Origin of the sequence: Cetobacterium sp. ZWU0022, from assembly GCF_000800875.1 — a bacterium.
Taxonomy (GTDB): Bacteria; Fusobacteriota; Fusobacteriia; order Fusobacteriales; family Fusobacteriaceae; genus Cetobacterium_A.
Window position 1 is genome coordinate 16041 of the sequence record NZ_JRJZ01000083.1, and the last position, 15072, is coordinate 31112.

Here is a 15072-nt window from a genome sequence, read left to right on the forward strand (position 1 = left end):
ATTACCTCTTTACAATATTTACTATAAATGTTGCTATTTTTTCTACTTCTAAACTCATTTTTTCTATCTTTTTATTAAAAATATTATAAGCTATTATTGATGGGATAGCTATAATTAACCCACCCGCTGTTGTCAATAAAGCCTGTGAAATTCCGCCTGCAATTGCATTAGGATCTCCAGTTCCTGTTACAGCAATTTTTCCAAAAGCCGAAATCATTCCTGTTACAGTTCCTAACAAACCAATCATTGGTGCGGTATAAGCTATTATTCCTAAAATATATGTATTTTTTTCTAAAATATCCATCTCTTCAAGTTCTATCTCTCTCAGCAACTCATCACTATCTTTATAATCTTCCGTTAGGCAATAACGAGTTAAAAATTTAGTTAAAGTTTTTCCAACTACACCTTTCTCTTTTTTTGAAAACTCTATAGCTTCATCATATTTTTTATCTAATAAAAGTTCTTTTATCTCTTTTTTAAACATCAAATCTACCGATGTTTTATTTTTTATAAAACATATTGTTCTCTCTAGTATAATTCCAAGTGAAATCGTTGATAAAAATAATAAAATATATAAAATAGGCCCCCCAGCTTTTAAATAAAATAACATCTAATCTCCTCCGTTTAAAAAATCTATAACTAAAGTATATATTATAGAATTAAAAAGAGCAAGGGATTAGCCTTGCTCTCATAAATTAATTTGCTGTTTTATTTGCTTTTAACATCTCATATCTCATTTTCATTTGCTCTGTTTTCATCTCTGCTTGAATATTAGCTTTATCTTTGTTTATTTTTTCTATGTTTGTAAAGTTTGGAGTCTCTTTTGCCATCTCTTTCATCATCGCTAACTTATTTTCTTGTAATTTTATTCTTCCCTCTTGAAGTTTAGGATTCGTTCTCATTTTCTCTCTCATAGCTAATTTTTCTTCGTTTGTTTGGCATTGATTTGTCATCATTTTTCCACCATTATTTCTCATCATTTCAGAAGACATTTTATGCCCGTTATTTCCTTTTGCCATTGCTACTGTTCCTAACCCTAATGCCATCATCGATACCAATAAAAATTTTTTCATTTCTTATACCTCCTAAGTTTTCTTCGCTTTCGTTTACAAAGATATCTTAACAAACTTTTATGGCTAAAATATGGCAACATTTTTATTTTTTTAGTTCATTATAAATTTTTTCTATTTCATCAAAAACTCTATGTGATGCCCTTAAAATCTCGGTTGAGTCTATTACATATATATCTTTATTTTTAAATGCTTTCGTTTCCTCTATAAGTGGAATAGATTTTACAATGCCATCTATATTTTTAATACTTCTTGTTCCTATTATATAATCTGGATTTTCATTTAAAATATATTCTGAAGATATTATCGCTTTTTTTCCTAATTTTGGCTGAATAACCTCTAATCCTAATATCTCTAAAATTTCTACTGGCAATGATTTTTTATCAAAAGATGTTGGTGGTGAGTTAGAATATAAAACTAAAGCTTTTCCATCTAGTTTTAAATTTTTTTTTATATAGCTCTTTTTTTCTTCTAGCTCAAAAATAAGCTTTCTACTTTCCTCTTCTCTTGCTGTAAGCTTTCCTAAAATAGATATATTATGCAATATATCATCTAAATTTTTATTTATAAATGTTATAGATGGAATATCAAATTTATCGAGCTCACCTTTTACCTCTCCCATTACATTAAAAATTACCAAATCTGGATTAAAAGATAAGATTGTTTCTACTGATGGTTTTGAAATAGGTCCCGCTAAAGCTAAATGCTTTGTCTTTTCTTCTGGCCATATTTTTTTATTATGATTTCCAACTCCTACAATTTTATCCTCAGCATTTATTTTATATAAAATCTCTACTGCACCAAAGTTATATACTAAGATCCGATTGTATTCTTTTAATTTTACTCGCTCTCCCTTATCGCTAACAACCCAATCTCCAACAATCTCTAAAGAAAATACTTTTAACCAACACACAGTAAATAAAAATAAAAATTTTTTCATCTTATTCTCCTTTTTGGTAAAACATAGATTTCATTATCTGCTTCTAATATAACAGGTTTAAAGTTATAAACCTCTTCTAAAATTTTTGACTTTATAACATCTTTTGGCTTTCCTTCAAAAGATATCTCTCCATCTTTTATAAAAATTATCTTATCACAAAATATAGATGCTAAATTTATATCGTGTATTACTATTATTCCAATCAACTTTTTCTGTATTACTCTATCTTTTAAAAGTTCTAAAAATTCTAATGAGTAATTTATGTCTAAAGCTGAAGTAGGTTCATCTAAAAGCAAAACCTCACCCTCCTGAATAAAAGCTCTTCCTAACAAAACTCTTTGAAACTCTCCTCCACTCAATGTTTTTATATCTCGCTCTAAAAAGTCTTCTAATTTTAGAAGATCAACTATCTCTTGAACTAAACTTTCATCTTTTAAATCTAATCCTTTAAAAAAATTTTTTATATGTGGTACTCTTCCTAATTTTAAAGTTTCTAAAACTGTGAAATTGACATCTTGATTTGAACTTTGTGTAATAAAAGCTACTTTTCTTGCGAACTCTCTTCTTGAATACTCATCTGTACTTTTTTTATTTAAGAGTATATCTCCACTAACTCTATTCAAAAATCCCATAATAATTTTTAATAAAGTACTTTTTCCAGAACCATTCGCTCCTAAAATTCCAACTAATTCACCCTCAAAAAATTTATAATCTATATCTTTTAATATCTCTTTTTTACCATAGGAATAGCTTATTTTTTTCAATTCTAAACTCTTCATTTTAAACTCCTTTTCTACTTTTAAATGCTAAGTATATAAAAAATGGTGCCCCAAATATTGCTGTCACTATACCTATTGGTATCTCCATTGTTGAAGATAATCCTCTCGAAACTGTATCACATAACAATAAAAATATTCCTCCATAAAACATTGAGAGTGGAACTAATTTTATATTACTACTTCCAAATATGATTCTCACTAAATGAGGAATTATTAAACCTACAAATCCTATCATTCCTGAAAAAGCTACTGAAAAGCCAACCATAAATGTTGAAATCATCAAAACTTTATATTTAAATTTTTTTATATCAATACCTAAGCTATGTGCTTCTTCATCTGAAAGTAAAATAATATCTAAGTTATATCGATTTAAATAGAAATATATTAATGAAAATATCAAAGGAAATAAAAGTATTCCTATTTTTTTCCAGTCCCCTCCGCCTAAATATCCCATGGTCCACAAAACAACTCTGAAACTATCCTCTCCAACTAAATACATTGCTAAAGAAATCATAGCTCTTAAAAGTGCTGAAAGTGCTATACCTATTATCAAGAGAGTTGATAATTCAACACCTCCTCTTTTTCCATTTGAAAGTTTAAAAATTATCAAAGAGGTTATAAAAGAAAAAATAGATCCAAAAATACCAAAATAACTTTCTGGTAATCCTAATAAAAAGGCTATTACTGCTCCAAAAGTTCCACTTGCTGATATTCCTATTATATATGGATCTGCCATAGGATTTCTAAAAAGTGTTTGAGTAATAGCACCACTACTTCCTAAAAGCATACCTATTATTATAGCCATAATAACTCTTGGAAGCCTTAAGGTCCATAAAACTTTGTAATCTAAAGAGTTTCTATCCCCATTTCCCAAAATAAGATTTATAGCTTTTAAAACTTCAATTTTATAATTTCCTATTAAAAGAGAAACACATATTAAAAATAATAAAATAAAACTCGAAACGATAATTATAACTCTATTTTTATATTGCATTTTTTCCTCCAAACTATTTTATCAAAAAATAAATCCCCCAAATTGATTTGGGGGATTTTTTATTAAAATTTTAAATATGTTAATGGATTCTCTATTTTTCCATTTTTTCTTATTTCAAAATGTAAATGTGGTCCACTAACTCTTCCTGTTGCTCCACTTAAAGCTATATGCTGATTCTGAGAAACTTTCTGCCCTTTTTGAACGTCAATTTTGCTTAAATGTGCATATCTTGTTTCGTAACCATCTGAATGTTTTATTATTATTAGTTTTCCATAACCACTAGCTCTTCCTGCAAAACTCACAACACCATCTCTTGCTGAAACAACCTTTGTTCCTGTTTTTGCTCTTAAATCTATTCCGGCATGATTCAATACTTGCTTTAAAACTGGATGTTTCCTTGAACCAAAACTACTTGTTAGACTCATTGCAACTAAAGGATTAGCAAAGCTTCCCATCGGATTTTGTTTAACATATTGCTGCTTAAAGCTATTTAAATATCTTGAAACTTTTGGTTCTCTTAAAAAGATTTTTGCACCTATTAAAAGTCTATCGATATTATTGTCCTCTTTTATTGTTGTTACATCTACCTCAAATCTTTTTGATAAAGCTTCAAATGTATCTCCTTTTTTTACAGAATAAAAAATACCTTGCTCTGTAGGTATATTTATTTTCTTTCCTATTTGAAGTACTCTTAAATTTTTATCAACATTATTTGCATAGATATAATCACTTTTTATTTTATATTCTTTTGAAAGATCAGAGATTGTATCTCCTTTTTTTATTGTATATTCTATATCTTCTAAAACTATTTTCTCTTCTAAATCAATAGTTTCATCAATAGCTATTAACTCTTTATCTTCTTGTTCTTCCCATTCTTTTGAGATTTGATTCTCAAGTTCCTTATCATCTAAAGCTAAAACTTCTTCAGAAATTCTTGGTAGTTCTATTGCCTCAGGAGAGTTTAAAATCTCAAAGTCGGCTTTTTCTTCATTCTCTTTAGAATCAATAGTTACAATCAAATTGCCATTTTGCACTACATCTCCAAGCTCAGGAGTTTCTTTATTTTCTATTGCTATACTTTCCTCTTTAGTCTTAATATTTTTTAATGTAATCTCTCTATAAAAAATTGATGTTACTAAAAAGACTAAAATTCCTAAAAATATCTTTTTTCCTTTTTTCATAATCCACCATTCTTTTCTTTTTATAATTCTATGTAATTTTTTATAGATTTTACCATATTTTTATAAATTAAGTCTAGCTTTTATTTTTTTTGTGTTTTTTTCGAATACTCATACAACTTTTTATATTTTTTTACAAAAAAATAACTATTGGTTTTTGAGTTTTTGGATGTTTAATGACCTCTACCTCTATTCCAAATATCTCATTAATTTTTTCAGAAGTTATAATATTTTCAGGAGTTCCTTCATACTTTATCTCTCCATCTTTCATAGCAAAAATATAATCACAATACCGGCTAGCAATATTTATATCGTGTATTACAGCAACTACAGTTTTATTTAATTTTTTTACTAAATCCATAATCTGATATTGATATCTTATATCTAAATGATTTGTAGGTTCATCCAATAATAAAACTTCGCTCTCCTGAGCTATTGATCTAGCTATTAAAACCCTTTGCATCTCCCCACCAGAAAGAGTTAAAAAACTAGCTTGTTTTAAATGAAGCATTCCTACTTGGTTCAATGCATCATCAATATCTTTTTCATTCGAGTTACTAGTAAATAAAGAGCTTCTATTATATCTTCCCATTTCTACTATCTCTTTAACAGAAAAATCAAAATTTATCTTTTGGTTTTGACTAAGTACTGATAATTTTCTTGATAACTCTTTTACTGAATAATCATTAAGTTCTATATCGTCTAAATATACACTATTTTTTTGTGGGATATAGTTACGGTAAACATTTTTCAATAACGTACTTTTCCCACATCCGTTTTCTCCTATAATTCCTATAAACTCTCTTTTTTTTATTTTTAACCTTATATTTTTCAAAATCTCTTTTTCATCTATTTTAAAGTCTAGGTTTTCTATTTTTATCACAAATCTATCCTCCAAAATTATAACTATTTTTTCTTAACATGCTCATAAAAAATGGTGCACCTAACATTGAAGTAATTACTCCAATAGGAATCTCTTGGGTTTTAAAAACTGCTCTTGTCAATGTATCTGTTCCTAACAAAAATACTGCTCCTAAAAGAATTGCTGACGGTATTAATCTTTTATGATTGCTTCCAACAAAACCTCTACAAATATGAGGTATCACCAATCCAACAAACCCAATTACTCCAGTTGCAGATACTATAAATCCTGTTAAAAAAGTAGACACCATAACTATCAAAAACCTTAATCTTTTTACATCCACACCTAAAGTTTCTGCCAACTCATCTCCAGCTATTAAAATATTTAGTTCTCTATACTTTAGTGAAATAAGTCCTATTGATATTAAAAGAACAATAAAAAGAGTTGTCAAACTATCCCATCTTGCACCAGCTAAGCTTCCCGATATCCAAAACATAGCTCCTCTCAACTGAGCTTCATTTTTAGCTGTTGTAACTAAAAAAGTAGTAACTCCCGAAAAAAGCGAAGACACGGCTACCCCTATTAATACAAGTTTTGTACTAGAGTATCCTCCATTTCCAGCTAAATAAAAAACTAAAAATGCTGTCAGTGTTCCAAATATAAAAGCCCCTATCCCTGGAGAAAATCCTATTCCTAGTAATCCTCCTAAAACAATTGATATCACAGCTCCAGTACTAGCTCCAGAGGAGATTCCCAAAATATATGGACTTGCCAATGAGTTTTTTGTCAATGCTTGCATTAGTATTCCAACTAATGACAATCCGCCACCACTTAAAAGAGATAATATGACTCTTGGAACTCTCAAATTCCACACAATCATCTCTGTCGACTTTTTCCACTCGATAGAAAAAATCTCTCTATTCAAACTTTTGTTTATTATAATCTTCCAAACATGCAATGGTGATAGAGAAACACTTCCTACTGTAACAGCTATAGTTCCTAAAATAAATATTAAAGTCACTGAAATTAATATAAGATTTTTGCTCTGCACTCTCACTTTTGCTCCTCACTCAACCCTTCTGAAATTTTTTCAATTCCTTTACTCACTTTTATTCCCGAAGATAGATAACTTAGAGGTATTCTTATAAATCTATCTTTTTTTACAGCTTCAAGCTCTGATATTGGAGAACGATTTTTTAAGAAATCTATCTTTGACTCATAACTTTTATCTCCATAATCTATAACAATTATTGCTAAGGGATTCTCATCTAATATTTTCTCCCAACTTCCAGTTCCAAAACTAAAGCTACTTTTTCTAAAAATATTTTCAGCTCCAGCTATTTCCATCATTGTATTTCCTATTCCATTTCCTCCAATTACAAATGGTGCTGACTCTTGACTATCATAAGCAAATATTTTAATCTTTTTCTTTCCTAAATTTTTTGATTTCACTTCTTCTATCTCTGACTTCATATTTTTTACAACTTGATTTGCATTTTTTTCAAGATTAAATCTTTTTCCAAAATATAAAATATCCTCATAGATATCATCTATATTTGATGTTTTTTGAGATTTTGTAAAAAAAACTTCTACTCCATTTTCTTTTAATTCTTCAATAGTTCCTAGATTTTTAGGTGTTGCTATTGATTGCCATCCTGTTAAAAAAGTTGGATTCAATGAATAAAATAACTCTTTTGTTGGGGCTCCTGCTGCTAAAACAGGAATTTTATTATATTTCTGTTGGAGCTCTGGAAGAATCTCATCATCTAAAAAAGATGTTCCAATCAAATAATCTTCTGCTCCTATAGCCAACAACATCTCAGTTGTAAATTGTGATGTTGATACAACTCTTATAGAATCACTTGAAAAGGTAAGCGTAGTTAGTAATAAAAATAAAAATAATTTTTTCATATTCTTTCTCCTTTGAATAAAAAACGGAAGAGATTATCTCTTCCAAGTTTAATGGCTTGCTTTTCTCCCTCTTGCATATTCAGCTTTTTTTACAAGAATATCTTCAGGTCTTATATTTTCTAACTCTCTAGCCTTTTCAATAAAAATATTTTGAACTCTTTCTATTTCTCCTAATCCTTTTAAGTTTAAAGATACTTCAAACCCATTCTCTTCTAAAGCCTCTTTCCAGTCTTCAGCTATATCATTTTTTGCATGATCTCCAGCAACAAACATAAGAGGCATAAGTGTAACCTTCTCTTTTCCATCTTTCTTTAGCTCTTTAACAACCTTATCTAACCCTGGATATCCCTCCACAGTTCCTACATAAATAGGTTTTTCTAAATCTCTAGCTATATAATCTAACATAGGATATGTTGAGTGTGCTGGATGTTCCGTTCCATGACCTATCATAACGACAGCTTCACTTTTCGATAAATCTCCTATCTCATCTTCTAAAACTTCTAAAAGATGAAAGTAATCTTCTACTGATGTCAAAAGTGGAGTTCCAACTCTTATATCTTCAAATCTATCTGTAAAACTTTCAACTTCTCTTTTTAATGCTTCCATCTCTGTTCCATTTATTATATATGTTGGCTGAAGGATTACATGCTTATATCCCTCCACCAGTAATTTTTCTAAAATTTGAGTTGTATTTAAATTTTCTATTCCTCTTTTAGCTAAAATTCTATTTATTATTCTTGAAGTAAACACTTGATAAAAATCCAATTTTGGAAACTCAGCCTTTATCTTTTTATTTATAACATCTATTGTTTTCTCTCTAGTATCCTCGTGTGTAGTTCCAAAATGAGCAACTACAACCGCTCCTTTTTCTAAGTCCTTATAAAAATCCATCTTCTCTCCTCATATACATTTTTTATAGTAATACAAATTTTTCACCAATAAAAAAACCTCTCTTTTATCAATGAATTTTAAAGAGAAGTCAAATATATCAATATTATGCTTCTCCGTCCTCGCAGAATCTTTAATAATGGCAGGTCTCCTGACTTAGATTCATCCTACTAACAGCCCTTCCCAAAACTTTTCATTTCAGTGGTATTACTGCTTTTGTCCTCTATACAGTGGCGGGACCGTTTGAGATTTACACTCAATTCCCTTTTAATCTATAGAACCATTACTCTTCTTTATATGTAATATTAACACTTTATCGTACAAATTTCAATCAAATTATCTAAAATTTATAACATTATCATCTATTATTTATATTATTTATATCTTAAAGTATTGACTTTTATATATAAAAAAAGTTACTATTAAATTAATAACACACAAAGGAGATAACTCTATGAAAATAACTTCATCTAAATCTTTGTTATATTATTTAAAAAAAGAAAGAAAATTACTACTCTTTTTTCTTTCGATAAGACTAGCAATGACTGCTATAGATATCTACTCTCCTCTTTTAATAAAAAATTTAATTGATGAGGCCTTACCAACTAAAAATATAAATCTACTGCTAAAGTTTTCAATAATTTTAATAGTTTTATATATACTTCGTCTAGCTTTTGCAGTTCATTCTCAAGCTAATGGAAAACTTATGGGAAGTAAAATAAAACAATCCATGAGAAATGACCTTGTGAAGAAATTATTATCTCAACCTGCTGAATTTTTTAAAAAAAATCAAAGTGGTGATCTAATTTCTAGAGTAATAAGTGATTTAGATAGTGTTTCAACACTTTGTCACAGAGGATTAGAAGACTTTATATTTTCGGTTATTACAATTATTGCATCCATTTTCATTATGATTGATTTTGATTTAAAGTTATCTCTAATAACTTTATTTCCTCTTCCATTGACTCTTTTCTTTGTATATAAAGAAAATAAAAAAATGAAAGCTGGACATAGATTGGTACGAAAAAACTCAGGAATACTATCCTCTAATTTTCATGACACTCTAAGAACCATCTCATTTTTAAAAGATAATCATTTAGAAAAATATGCAGAAAATAAATTTCTAGAAAAAAATCAATCTTTATTGAATAGCGAGAAGGAAAATATGATTCCATCTAGTTTAATTGTTTCTGGAGTTACATTCTATTCTAATATAACCCAACTTATAATTATACTCGCAGGTGGATATCTATATATAAAAGATGGTGTTACTATGGGGATTATACTATCTTTCTTATTGCTTGTTGATCGATTTAGATTACGTATTATGAGAATGGTTGGCTTAGTTGATATTTATCAGAAAGGAATATCTGGAGTTAATCGTTTTAATGAGATTATAAATTTAAAAGATAGACCTGACGGTAATTTTGATTTCAACGAGCAGATTAAATCTATCGAATTTAAAGATATAAGCTTCTCTTTTGAAGAAAACAGTATTTTAAAAAACTTTAATCTAAAAATAAATAAAGGCGAAAAAATCGCTTTAGTCGGTGAAAGTGGAATTGGAAAAAGTACTACTGCTTCTCTTTTAAAAAGATCTCTTATTCCAACTGAAGGTAAAATCTTAATCAATGGAATTCCTTTAAACGAAATAACTTTTAAAAGTTATTTAAGCAAATTGGCCATTGTAGATCAAAGTGATTATATAATCAATGGAAGCATGATTGAAAACATTACTCTTGTTAAAGAAAATTTCTCAGATGAAGAGATAAAATTTGCAATCGATAAATCCTATGTATATGAGATTTTTGATAAGTTTTCTCTTGGAAAAGACACTATAATTGGAGAAGGAGGAGTTCATGCTAGCTCTGGACAAAAACAAAAGATTGCCATGGCTAGATTATTCCTAAAAAATCCAGATTTAATTCTCTTAGATGAAGCTACAAATGCACTAGATATCATAAATGAGAAATCTATTTTAAAAAATATAAAAGAGGAATATAGCGATAGAATTCTTATAGCTATAACTCATAGATTAAGTTTACTAGAGGATTTTGATAAAATTTATGTCCTTGGTGAAAATAATATTGTTGAAGAAGGAAGCTTCTCAGAACTTTTGGCTTCAAAAGGAAAATTTTACAAACTTTACAATGGAATCAGATAAAAAAAAGTCACCCAAAGGTGACTTTTTTAATTATTCATCATCAGAAGAGTTTGCTTCACTTCCTGCTTCCATATCTTGATAAACTTCAGTATTTAGATTTCCTAAACTCTTATCAACCATTAATGCATTTGTAACCGATCCGATTACGTTTAACATTGTTCTAGGCATATCGATAATTGGGTCGATTGCTAAAATTGGATTGATTAAAGGGAACATAGCTGCTAAACCAGTACCTGATAAAGCTACTGATGCTGCCATTGTTGCCGTTCCTGGAATTCCTGCGATTCCTAACGAACTGATTGCCACAACTATTATTGACATAACTATTAATGTCATATCTACAGAGTGTCCACTCATATTAGTTACGAATACTATTGTTAATGCTGGGAATATTCCTGCACATCCTTGCATTCCTGCTGTTGTACCAAAACTTGCTACGAAACTTGCAGTTGACTCACTAACACCTAATTTGTTAGTTAATGTTGAAATTGTTACTGGTAAACAACCAACACTTGATCTTGAAGTAAATGCTAAGATCATTAATGAGATACTCTTTTTAACATATGTAAATGGATTTAATCCGAAGAATGCTACTGCTACCATTTGAATAACAAACATAATTGCTGTTGCTAAGTATAAAACTGCTATGAATTTTCCTACTTCTGCTATTGCCCCAATACCTTTTTGTGCAATTGTATTTGCTAAAAGTGGTACTACTGCTAAAGGCATCCATCTAATGATACTCATTGCCATAGATACAATTATCTTTTGAGCTGCGTTGATTAAATCAAAGAATGGCTTTACGATATCCATATATTTCTTTGACATTCTTTTTGCTGCTACTCCAACTACTGCTGAGAATATTACTAATCCTACAATGTTTAATTTAACCATTGCTTCAACAGGATTTGAAGGAATTAAAGCTTTTAATGTATCAACTATGTTACTTACTTCTCTAATTTGTCTTCCACCTGTTGTTGCTACTGTTGCTACTGCATCAGATGAAAGTTTTCCAACTTGGAATATATTTCCTAAAAGTAATCCTACACCAACAGAGATAGCTACCATTACTAAAGTAATAACTAAACTTCTCTTTACTAAATCTCCTAGGTTAGCATCCTCTTTCATGTTGATAATAACATGAATAATTGAAACCATTACTAGAGGAATAACTAGCATTCTTATTAAAGATATAAATCCTCCACCAAGTAAACTATACCATAATGTAGTTTCTCTAACGAATACTAACTTCATTGGATCCTCTGGGAATCCTGCTACAACTTGAATTGCTAATCCTAAAATTAAACCGACAACTGTTGCAACCATAACTTTTGCAGAAAAGTTAAATTTTTTCTTTGGTAACATATTTATTAGGTATAAAATAACTAATAAAGCTACTAAGAAACCAACAGTTTTTAAATCACTAATCATTAAAAATTGTTCAAAAAATACGTTGTTCATTTTTTTCTCCCGTTTCTATATTTAAATTTTTATTGAAGCCTTTTTATTTTGCTACGTTTCCAGCTACGTTCATTACATCCCATGTTCTTGCGAATGGTGGTGCATAACAGAAATCCATCATTCCAATTTCATCTACAGTTAATTTTGAATAGATTGCTGTTGCTAAAGAATCAACTCTTAATACAGCACCTTTCTTTCCTGCTATTTGCCCTCCTAAAAGAACTCTTGTATCTGCATCATATATTAATTTTACAAATATATCCTCTCTACCTGGATAATAGTTTGTTTGATTTTTATCTTTTATGAATACTGTTTTATAATTAATCCCCATTTTTATAGCTTCAGCTTCTGTAATTCCTGTTCTTCCAGCTTCTACTTCCATTACTTTAACTGCTGCCGAACCTAAAGTTCCTTTGAACTCAGTTTCTAATCCAGCTAAGTTTTCTCCAACAACTCTTCCAATTTTATTAGCTGTTGTTGCCAATGGAATATATACATCTTCATTTCTTACCAGATGTGGAACTGTTGCACAATCTCCTGCTGAGTAGATTGAATCAATACTTGTTTTTCCATAGTTATCAATCACTAAAGCACCATTTGACAACATCTTAATTCCTGTTTCTTTTAAGAAAGCTGTATTTGGTCTAACTCCTGTTGAAATAACTACTATATTTGCTGGATATTGACCTTTGTTTGTTTTTACTCCAACAACTTTTCCATTCTCTTCAAGAATCTCTTCTACAACCTCTTCTAAATGTAGCTCTACACCTTCATGAGCTCTGATCTCTTCTTCCATAACATCAGTGATTTCTTTATCAAAACTTTCTAATAAAACTCTATCTCCAAGTTGGATGATTCTTACACTTCTTTTTCCTAAATGTTTTGCAGCTTCAGCAACTTCAAGACCGATATATCCAGCTCCTACGATTACAATCTCTTGATTTTCCTCTTTTAAAATCTCCTCTTTTAGCTCGATTCCATCAGTATAATCTTTTAAAGTGTATACACCTTTTGCTGATAAATTTTTAATAGGAGGCATAATAGCGTGAGCTCCTGTTGCTACCATTAACTTGTCATAGTTGTCTGTGAATATCTCATCAGTCACTAAATTCTTAATAGTTACCTCTTTCTTTTCAACATCTATTCCAATTACTTCATGCTTTATTTTAATATTCATTCCTGCTTCTATAAATTTTTCTACAGGTCTAGCTATCATGTTGTTTGGATCTTCAAAGAAATCTCCTACATAATAAGGTAATCCACATGCTCCCCATGAAACTATCTCTGTCTTTTCATAGATTACTAATTCTGCATTTTTGTTTAATCTGCTTGCTTTTGCCGCAGCTGACATTCCAGCAGCAACTCCACCGATAATTATTATTTTCATTTTTCCTCCTAAAACTTTACTTATAATTAGTTATTTAACATTATTTCTAAAACAACTTCATCTGTTTTTCTTAGTCCCTCTTGAGCTAAAACTTTTACGTTCGCTAGTGTCGCTTCAACATTCTTTCCTACTATTCCTTCACCATATTCAAAGTTTCTCTTTTTCTTAGATAAATAGTATGAATCAAATGCCATCCCTATCGAGCTCGCAATCTTTGTTGCACAAGAACTTTTTGCACCATCACAAAGCATTCCTGATAATGTTGCTAATGTTGTTTCAATCGCCGAATCAATTCTATCTAAAGATAAACCATCTAAGAAAGCTAAAGCTCCTGCTACTCCTCCACCTGCACAAACAACACCACAATAAGCAGATAATCTTCCTACATTTGATTTTATATGAATTGTTGTCATATGTGAGAAGAATAGTCCTCTAATTAAATCTTCATGTGATAATCCTTTTTCTTCACAATATTTTATAACTGGTAAAGAAGCTGACATTCCTTGGTTTCCACTTCCACTTGTTGTCATTACAGGCATCGAACATCCATTCATTCTAGCGTCACTTCCTGCACTTGCAAAACTTACGATTTTATTTTTTAAATCTTTACCGTAAACTCCCTCTTGCATTCCCTCATATATTCCTTTACCCATTCCGATTCCATAATCATTTTTTAGTCCTTCATTTGCTATAGCTGAATTGTAAGCTATAACCTTTTCAAAAATCGGAGCGATTAACTCTAAATCTATTGTTTTAGCCAAGTCATGAATTAACTCTACTGTTAAAAACTCTTTATCTGTCATAGCATCCCCTGTAACAACTTCATCACAAGTTCCACCTTTTATTAATTCACCATTTTTTTCTATCTTAACAATATTTGTATGATAATCCTTTATCTCTATAGTTACTGTATCTTCACCTAAAACTCCAGTAGCTCTCATATGAAGTTTTACATCTCCTTCAATTTTAGTAGCTACTACTTTTTTATTGTCTAAATACTCTTTAACTTCATTTAATCTTGATTTATCAATTGTTGATATAACCATTAAATCTTTTTTTGAATCCCCCAATATTGTTCCTAATGCAACTGCTGCTTCAATTCCTACCATTCCTTCTGAATTAGGAATCTTTACACTTTTAACATTTTTTATTAAATTTCCTGAAAGAGCTATTTCAACTTTCTCTGGAACTCCACCTAATATTGTTGTTAATTTACTTCCTATATAAGCTAAAGCTATTGGCTCTGTACACCCTTCTGCCGGAACTATCTCTTCATTTAAAATACTTAAAATTTTATCTATCATTTTACAAAAATCCTCCTTAATTTAAATTTATACTAATATAAGCAATATACAAGTATTATAATAAGCAATTTCTGTTCCAATAGATATATTTTTTAATATTTGTGTTATTTTTTTATTTTTTTTGTATTAGTATT

Annotated in this window: 14 protein-coding genes and 1 riboswitch; of the genes, 1 reads left to right on the forward strand and 13 read right to left on the reverse strand. The window is 29.6% G+C overall.

Annotated elements, in window-relative coordinates; genetic code table 11:
- Nucleotide 1: 1 nt before the first annotated feature.
- From L988_RS06710 to L988_RS06755, 10 genes are all read right to left on the reverse strand, one after another.
- Nucleotides 2-610, reverse strand: a complete 609-nt coding sequence (locus tag L988_RS06710) for a MotA/TolQ/ExbB proton channel family protein (protein WP_047382789.1) — start codon at nt 608-610, stop codon at nt 2-4.
- Nucleotides 611-695: 85 nt separating this feature from the next.
- On the reverse strand, nt 696-1073 hold the full coding sequence (locus L988_RS06715; RefSeq protein ID WP_047382791.1) for a hypothetical protein: 378 nt from the start codon (nt 1071-1073) through the stop codon (nt 696-698).
- Between the two features lie 82 nt (nt 1074-1155).
- Nucleotides 1156-2010 (reverse strand): ABC transporter substrate-binding protein, encoded by an 855-nt coding sequence (locus tag L988_RS06720; RefSeq protein WP_047382793.1) that lies wholly within the window; start codon nt 2008-2010, stop codon nt 1156-1158.
- A complete protein-coding gene (locus L988_RS06725) occupies nt 2007-2789 on the reverse strand; it encodes an ABC transporter ATP-binding protein (protein WP_047382794.1) in 783 nt (260 codons plus the stop codon). Before L988_RS06725 ends, L988_RS06720 begins: the two co-directional genes overlap by 4 nt.
- 1 nt (nt 2790) lies before the next feature.
- Nucleotides 2791-3783 (reverse strand): iron ABC transporter permease, encoded by a 993-nt coding sequence (locus L988_RS06730; RefSeq protein WP_047382796.1) that lies wholly within the window; start codon nt 3781-3783, stop codon nt 2791-2793.
- Nucleotides 3784-3845: 62 nt separating this feature from the next.
- Complete coding sequence (locus L988_RS13270) at nt 3846-4964, reverse strand: M23 family metallopeptidase (protein ID WP_052191736.1); 1119 nt, start codon at nt 4962-4964, stop codon at nt 3846-3848.
- A 130-nt stretch (nt 4965-5094) separates the two neighbouring features.
- The gene (locus L988_RS06740; protein ID WP_047382798.1) at nt 5095-5844 is read right to left on the reverse strand and encodes an ABC transporter ATP-binding protein; all 750 of its coding nucleotides are present in this window, start codon (nt 5842-5844) and stop codon (nt 5095-5097) included.
- Nucleotides 5845-5848: 4 nt separating this feature from the next.
- Nucleotides 5849-6844 (reverse strand): iron ABC transporter permease, encoded by a 996-nt coding sequence (locus L988_RS06745; protein ID WP_231549769.1) that lies wholly within the window; start codon nt 6842-6844, stop codon nt 5849-5851.
- 32 nt (nt 6845-6876) lie between these two features.
- Nucleotides 6877-7734: an ABC transporter substrate-binding protein gene (locus tag L988_RS06750; RefSeq protein ID WP_047382801.1), complete on the reverse strand. Its 858-nt coding sequence runs from the start codon at nt 7732-7734 to the stop codon at nt 6877-6879.
- A gap of 48 nt (nt 7735-7782) precedes the next feature.
- Nucleotides 7783-8625: a sirohydrochlorin cobaltochelatase gene (locus L988_RS06755; RefSeq protein ID WP_052191737.1), complete on the reverse strand. Its 843-nt coding sequence runs from the start codon at nt 8623-8625 to the stop codon at nt 7783-7785.
- A gap of 120 nt (nt 8626-8745) precedes the next feature.
- Nucleotides 8746-8922, reverse strand: a riboswitch (cobalamin riboswitch).
- Between the two features lie 154 nt (nt 8923-9076).
- Between L988_RS06755 and L988_RS06760 the strand changes: the two genes are divergently transcribed.
- A complete protein-coding gene (locus L988_RS06760) occupies nt 9077-10786 on the forward strand; it encodes an ABC transporter ATP-binding protein (RefSeq protein ID WP_047382803.1) in 1710 nt (569 codons plus the stop codon).
- Between the two features lie 30 nt (nt 10787-10816).
- Here L988_RS06760 and L988_RS06765 read toward each other — a convergent pair whose 3' ends face one another.
- The 3 genes from L988_RS06765 to L988_RS06775 are packed head-to-tail and all read right to left on the reverse strand — an operon-like array spanning nt 10817 to nt 14938.
- Complete coding sequence (locus L988_RS06765) at nt 10817-12247, reverse strand: cation:dicarboxylate symporter family transporter (RefSeq protein WP_047382805.1); 1431 nt, start codon at nt 12245-12247, stop codon at nt 10817-10819.
- Between the two features lie 43 nt (nt 12248-12290).
- The gene (locus L988_RS06770) at nt 12291-13634 is read right to left on the reverse strand and encodes a CoA-disulfide reductase (protein WP_047382806.1); all 1344 of its coding nucleotides are present in this window, start codon (nt 13632-13634) and stop codon (nt 12291-12293) included.
- Nucleotides 13635-13660: 26 nt separating this feature from the next.
- Nucleotides 13661-14938, reverse strand: a complete 1278-nt coding sequence (locus L988_RS06775) for a serine dehydratase subunit alpha family protein (RefSeq protein WP_047382809.1) — start codon at nt 14936-14938, stop codon at nt 13661-13663.
- Between the last annotated feature and the right edge of the window lie 134 nt (nt 14939-15072).

What these genes read in the sequence shown, in the direction of transcription:
- L988_RS06710 (WP_047382789.1), bottom strand. Translation starts at nt 610, where the DNA reads ATGTTATTTTATTTAAAAGCTGGGGGGCCTATTTTATATATTTTATTA.
- L988_RS06715 (WP_047382791.1), bottom strand. Translation starts at nt 1,073, where the DNA reads ATGAAAAAATTTTTATTGGTATCGATGATGGCATTAGGGTTAGGAACA.
- L988_RS06720 (WP_047382793.1), bottom strand. Translation starts at nt 2,010, where the DNA reads ATGAAAAAATTTTTATTTTTATTTACTGTGTGTTGGTTAAAAGTATTT.
- L988_RS06725 (WP_047382794.1), bottom strand. Translation starts at nt 2,789, where the DNA reads ATGAAGAGTTTAGAATTGAAAAAAATAAGCTATTCCTATGGTAAAAAA.
- L988_RS06730 (WP_047382796.1), bottom strand. Translation starts at nt 3,783, where the DNA reads ATGCAATATAAAAATAGAGTTATAATTATCGTTTCGAGTTTTATTTTA.
- L988_RS13270 (WP_052191736.1), bottom strand. Translation starts at nt 4,964, where the DNA reads ATGAAAAAAGGAAAAAAGATATTTTTAGGAATTTTAGTCTTTTTAGTA.
- L988_RS06750 (WP_047382801.1), bottom strand. Translation starts at nt 7,734, where the DNA reads ATGAAAAAATTATTTTTATTTTTATTACTAACTACGCTTACCTTTTCA.
- L988_RS06755 (WP_052191737.1), bottom strand. Translation starts at nt 8,625, where the DNA reads ATGGATTTTTATAAGGACTTAGAAAAAGGAGCGGTTGTAGTTGCTCAT.
- L988_RS06760 (WP_047382803.1), top strand. Translation starts at nt 9,077, where the DNA reads ATGAAAATAACTTCATCTAAATCTTTGTTATATTATTTAAAAAAAGAA.
- L988_RS06765 (WP_047382805.1), bottom strand. Translation starts at nt 12,247, where the DNA reads ATGAACAACGTATTTTTTGAACAATTTTTAATGATTAGTGATTTAAAA.
- L988_RS06770 (WP_047382806.1), bottom strand. Translation starts at nt 13,634, where the DNA reads ATGAAAATAATAATTATCGGTGGAGTTGCTGCTGGAATGTCAGCTGCG.
- L988_RS06775 (WP_047382809.1), bottom strand. Translation starts at nt 14,938, where the DNA reads ATGATAGATAAAATTTTAAGTATTTTAAATGAAGAGATAGTTCCGGCA.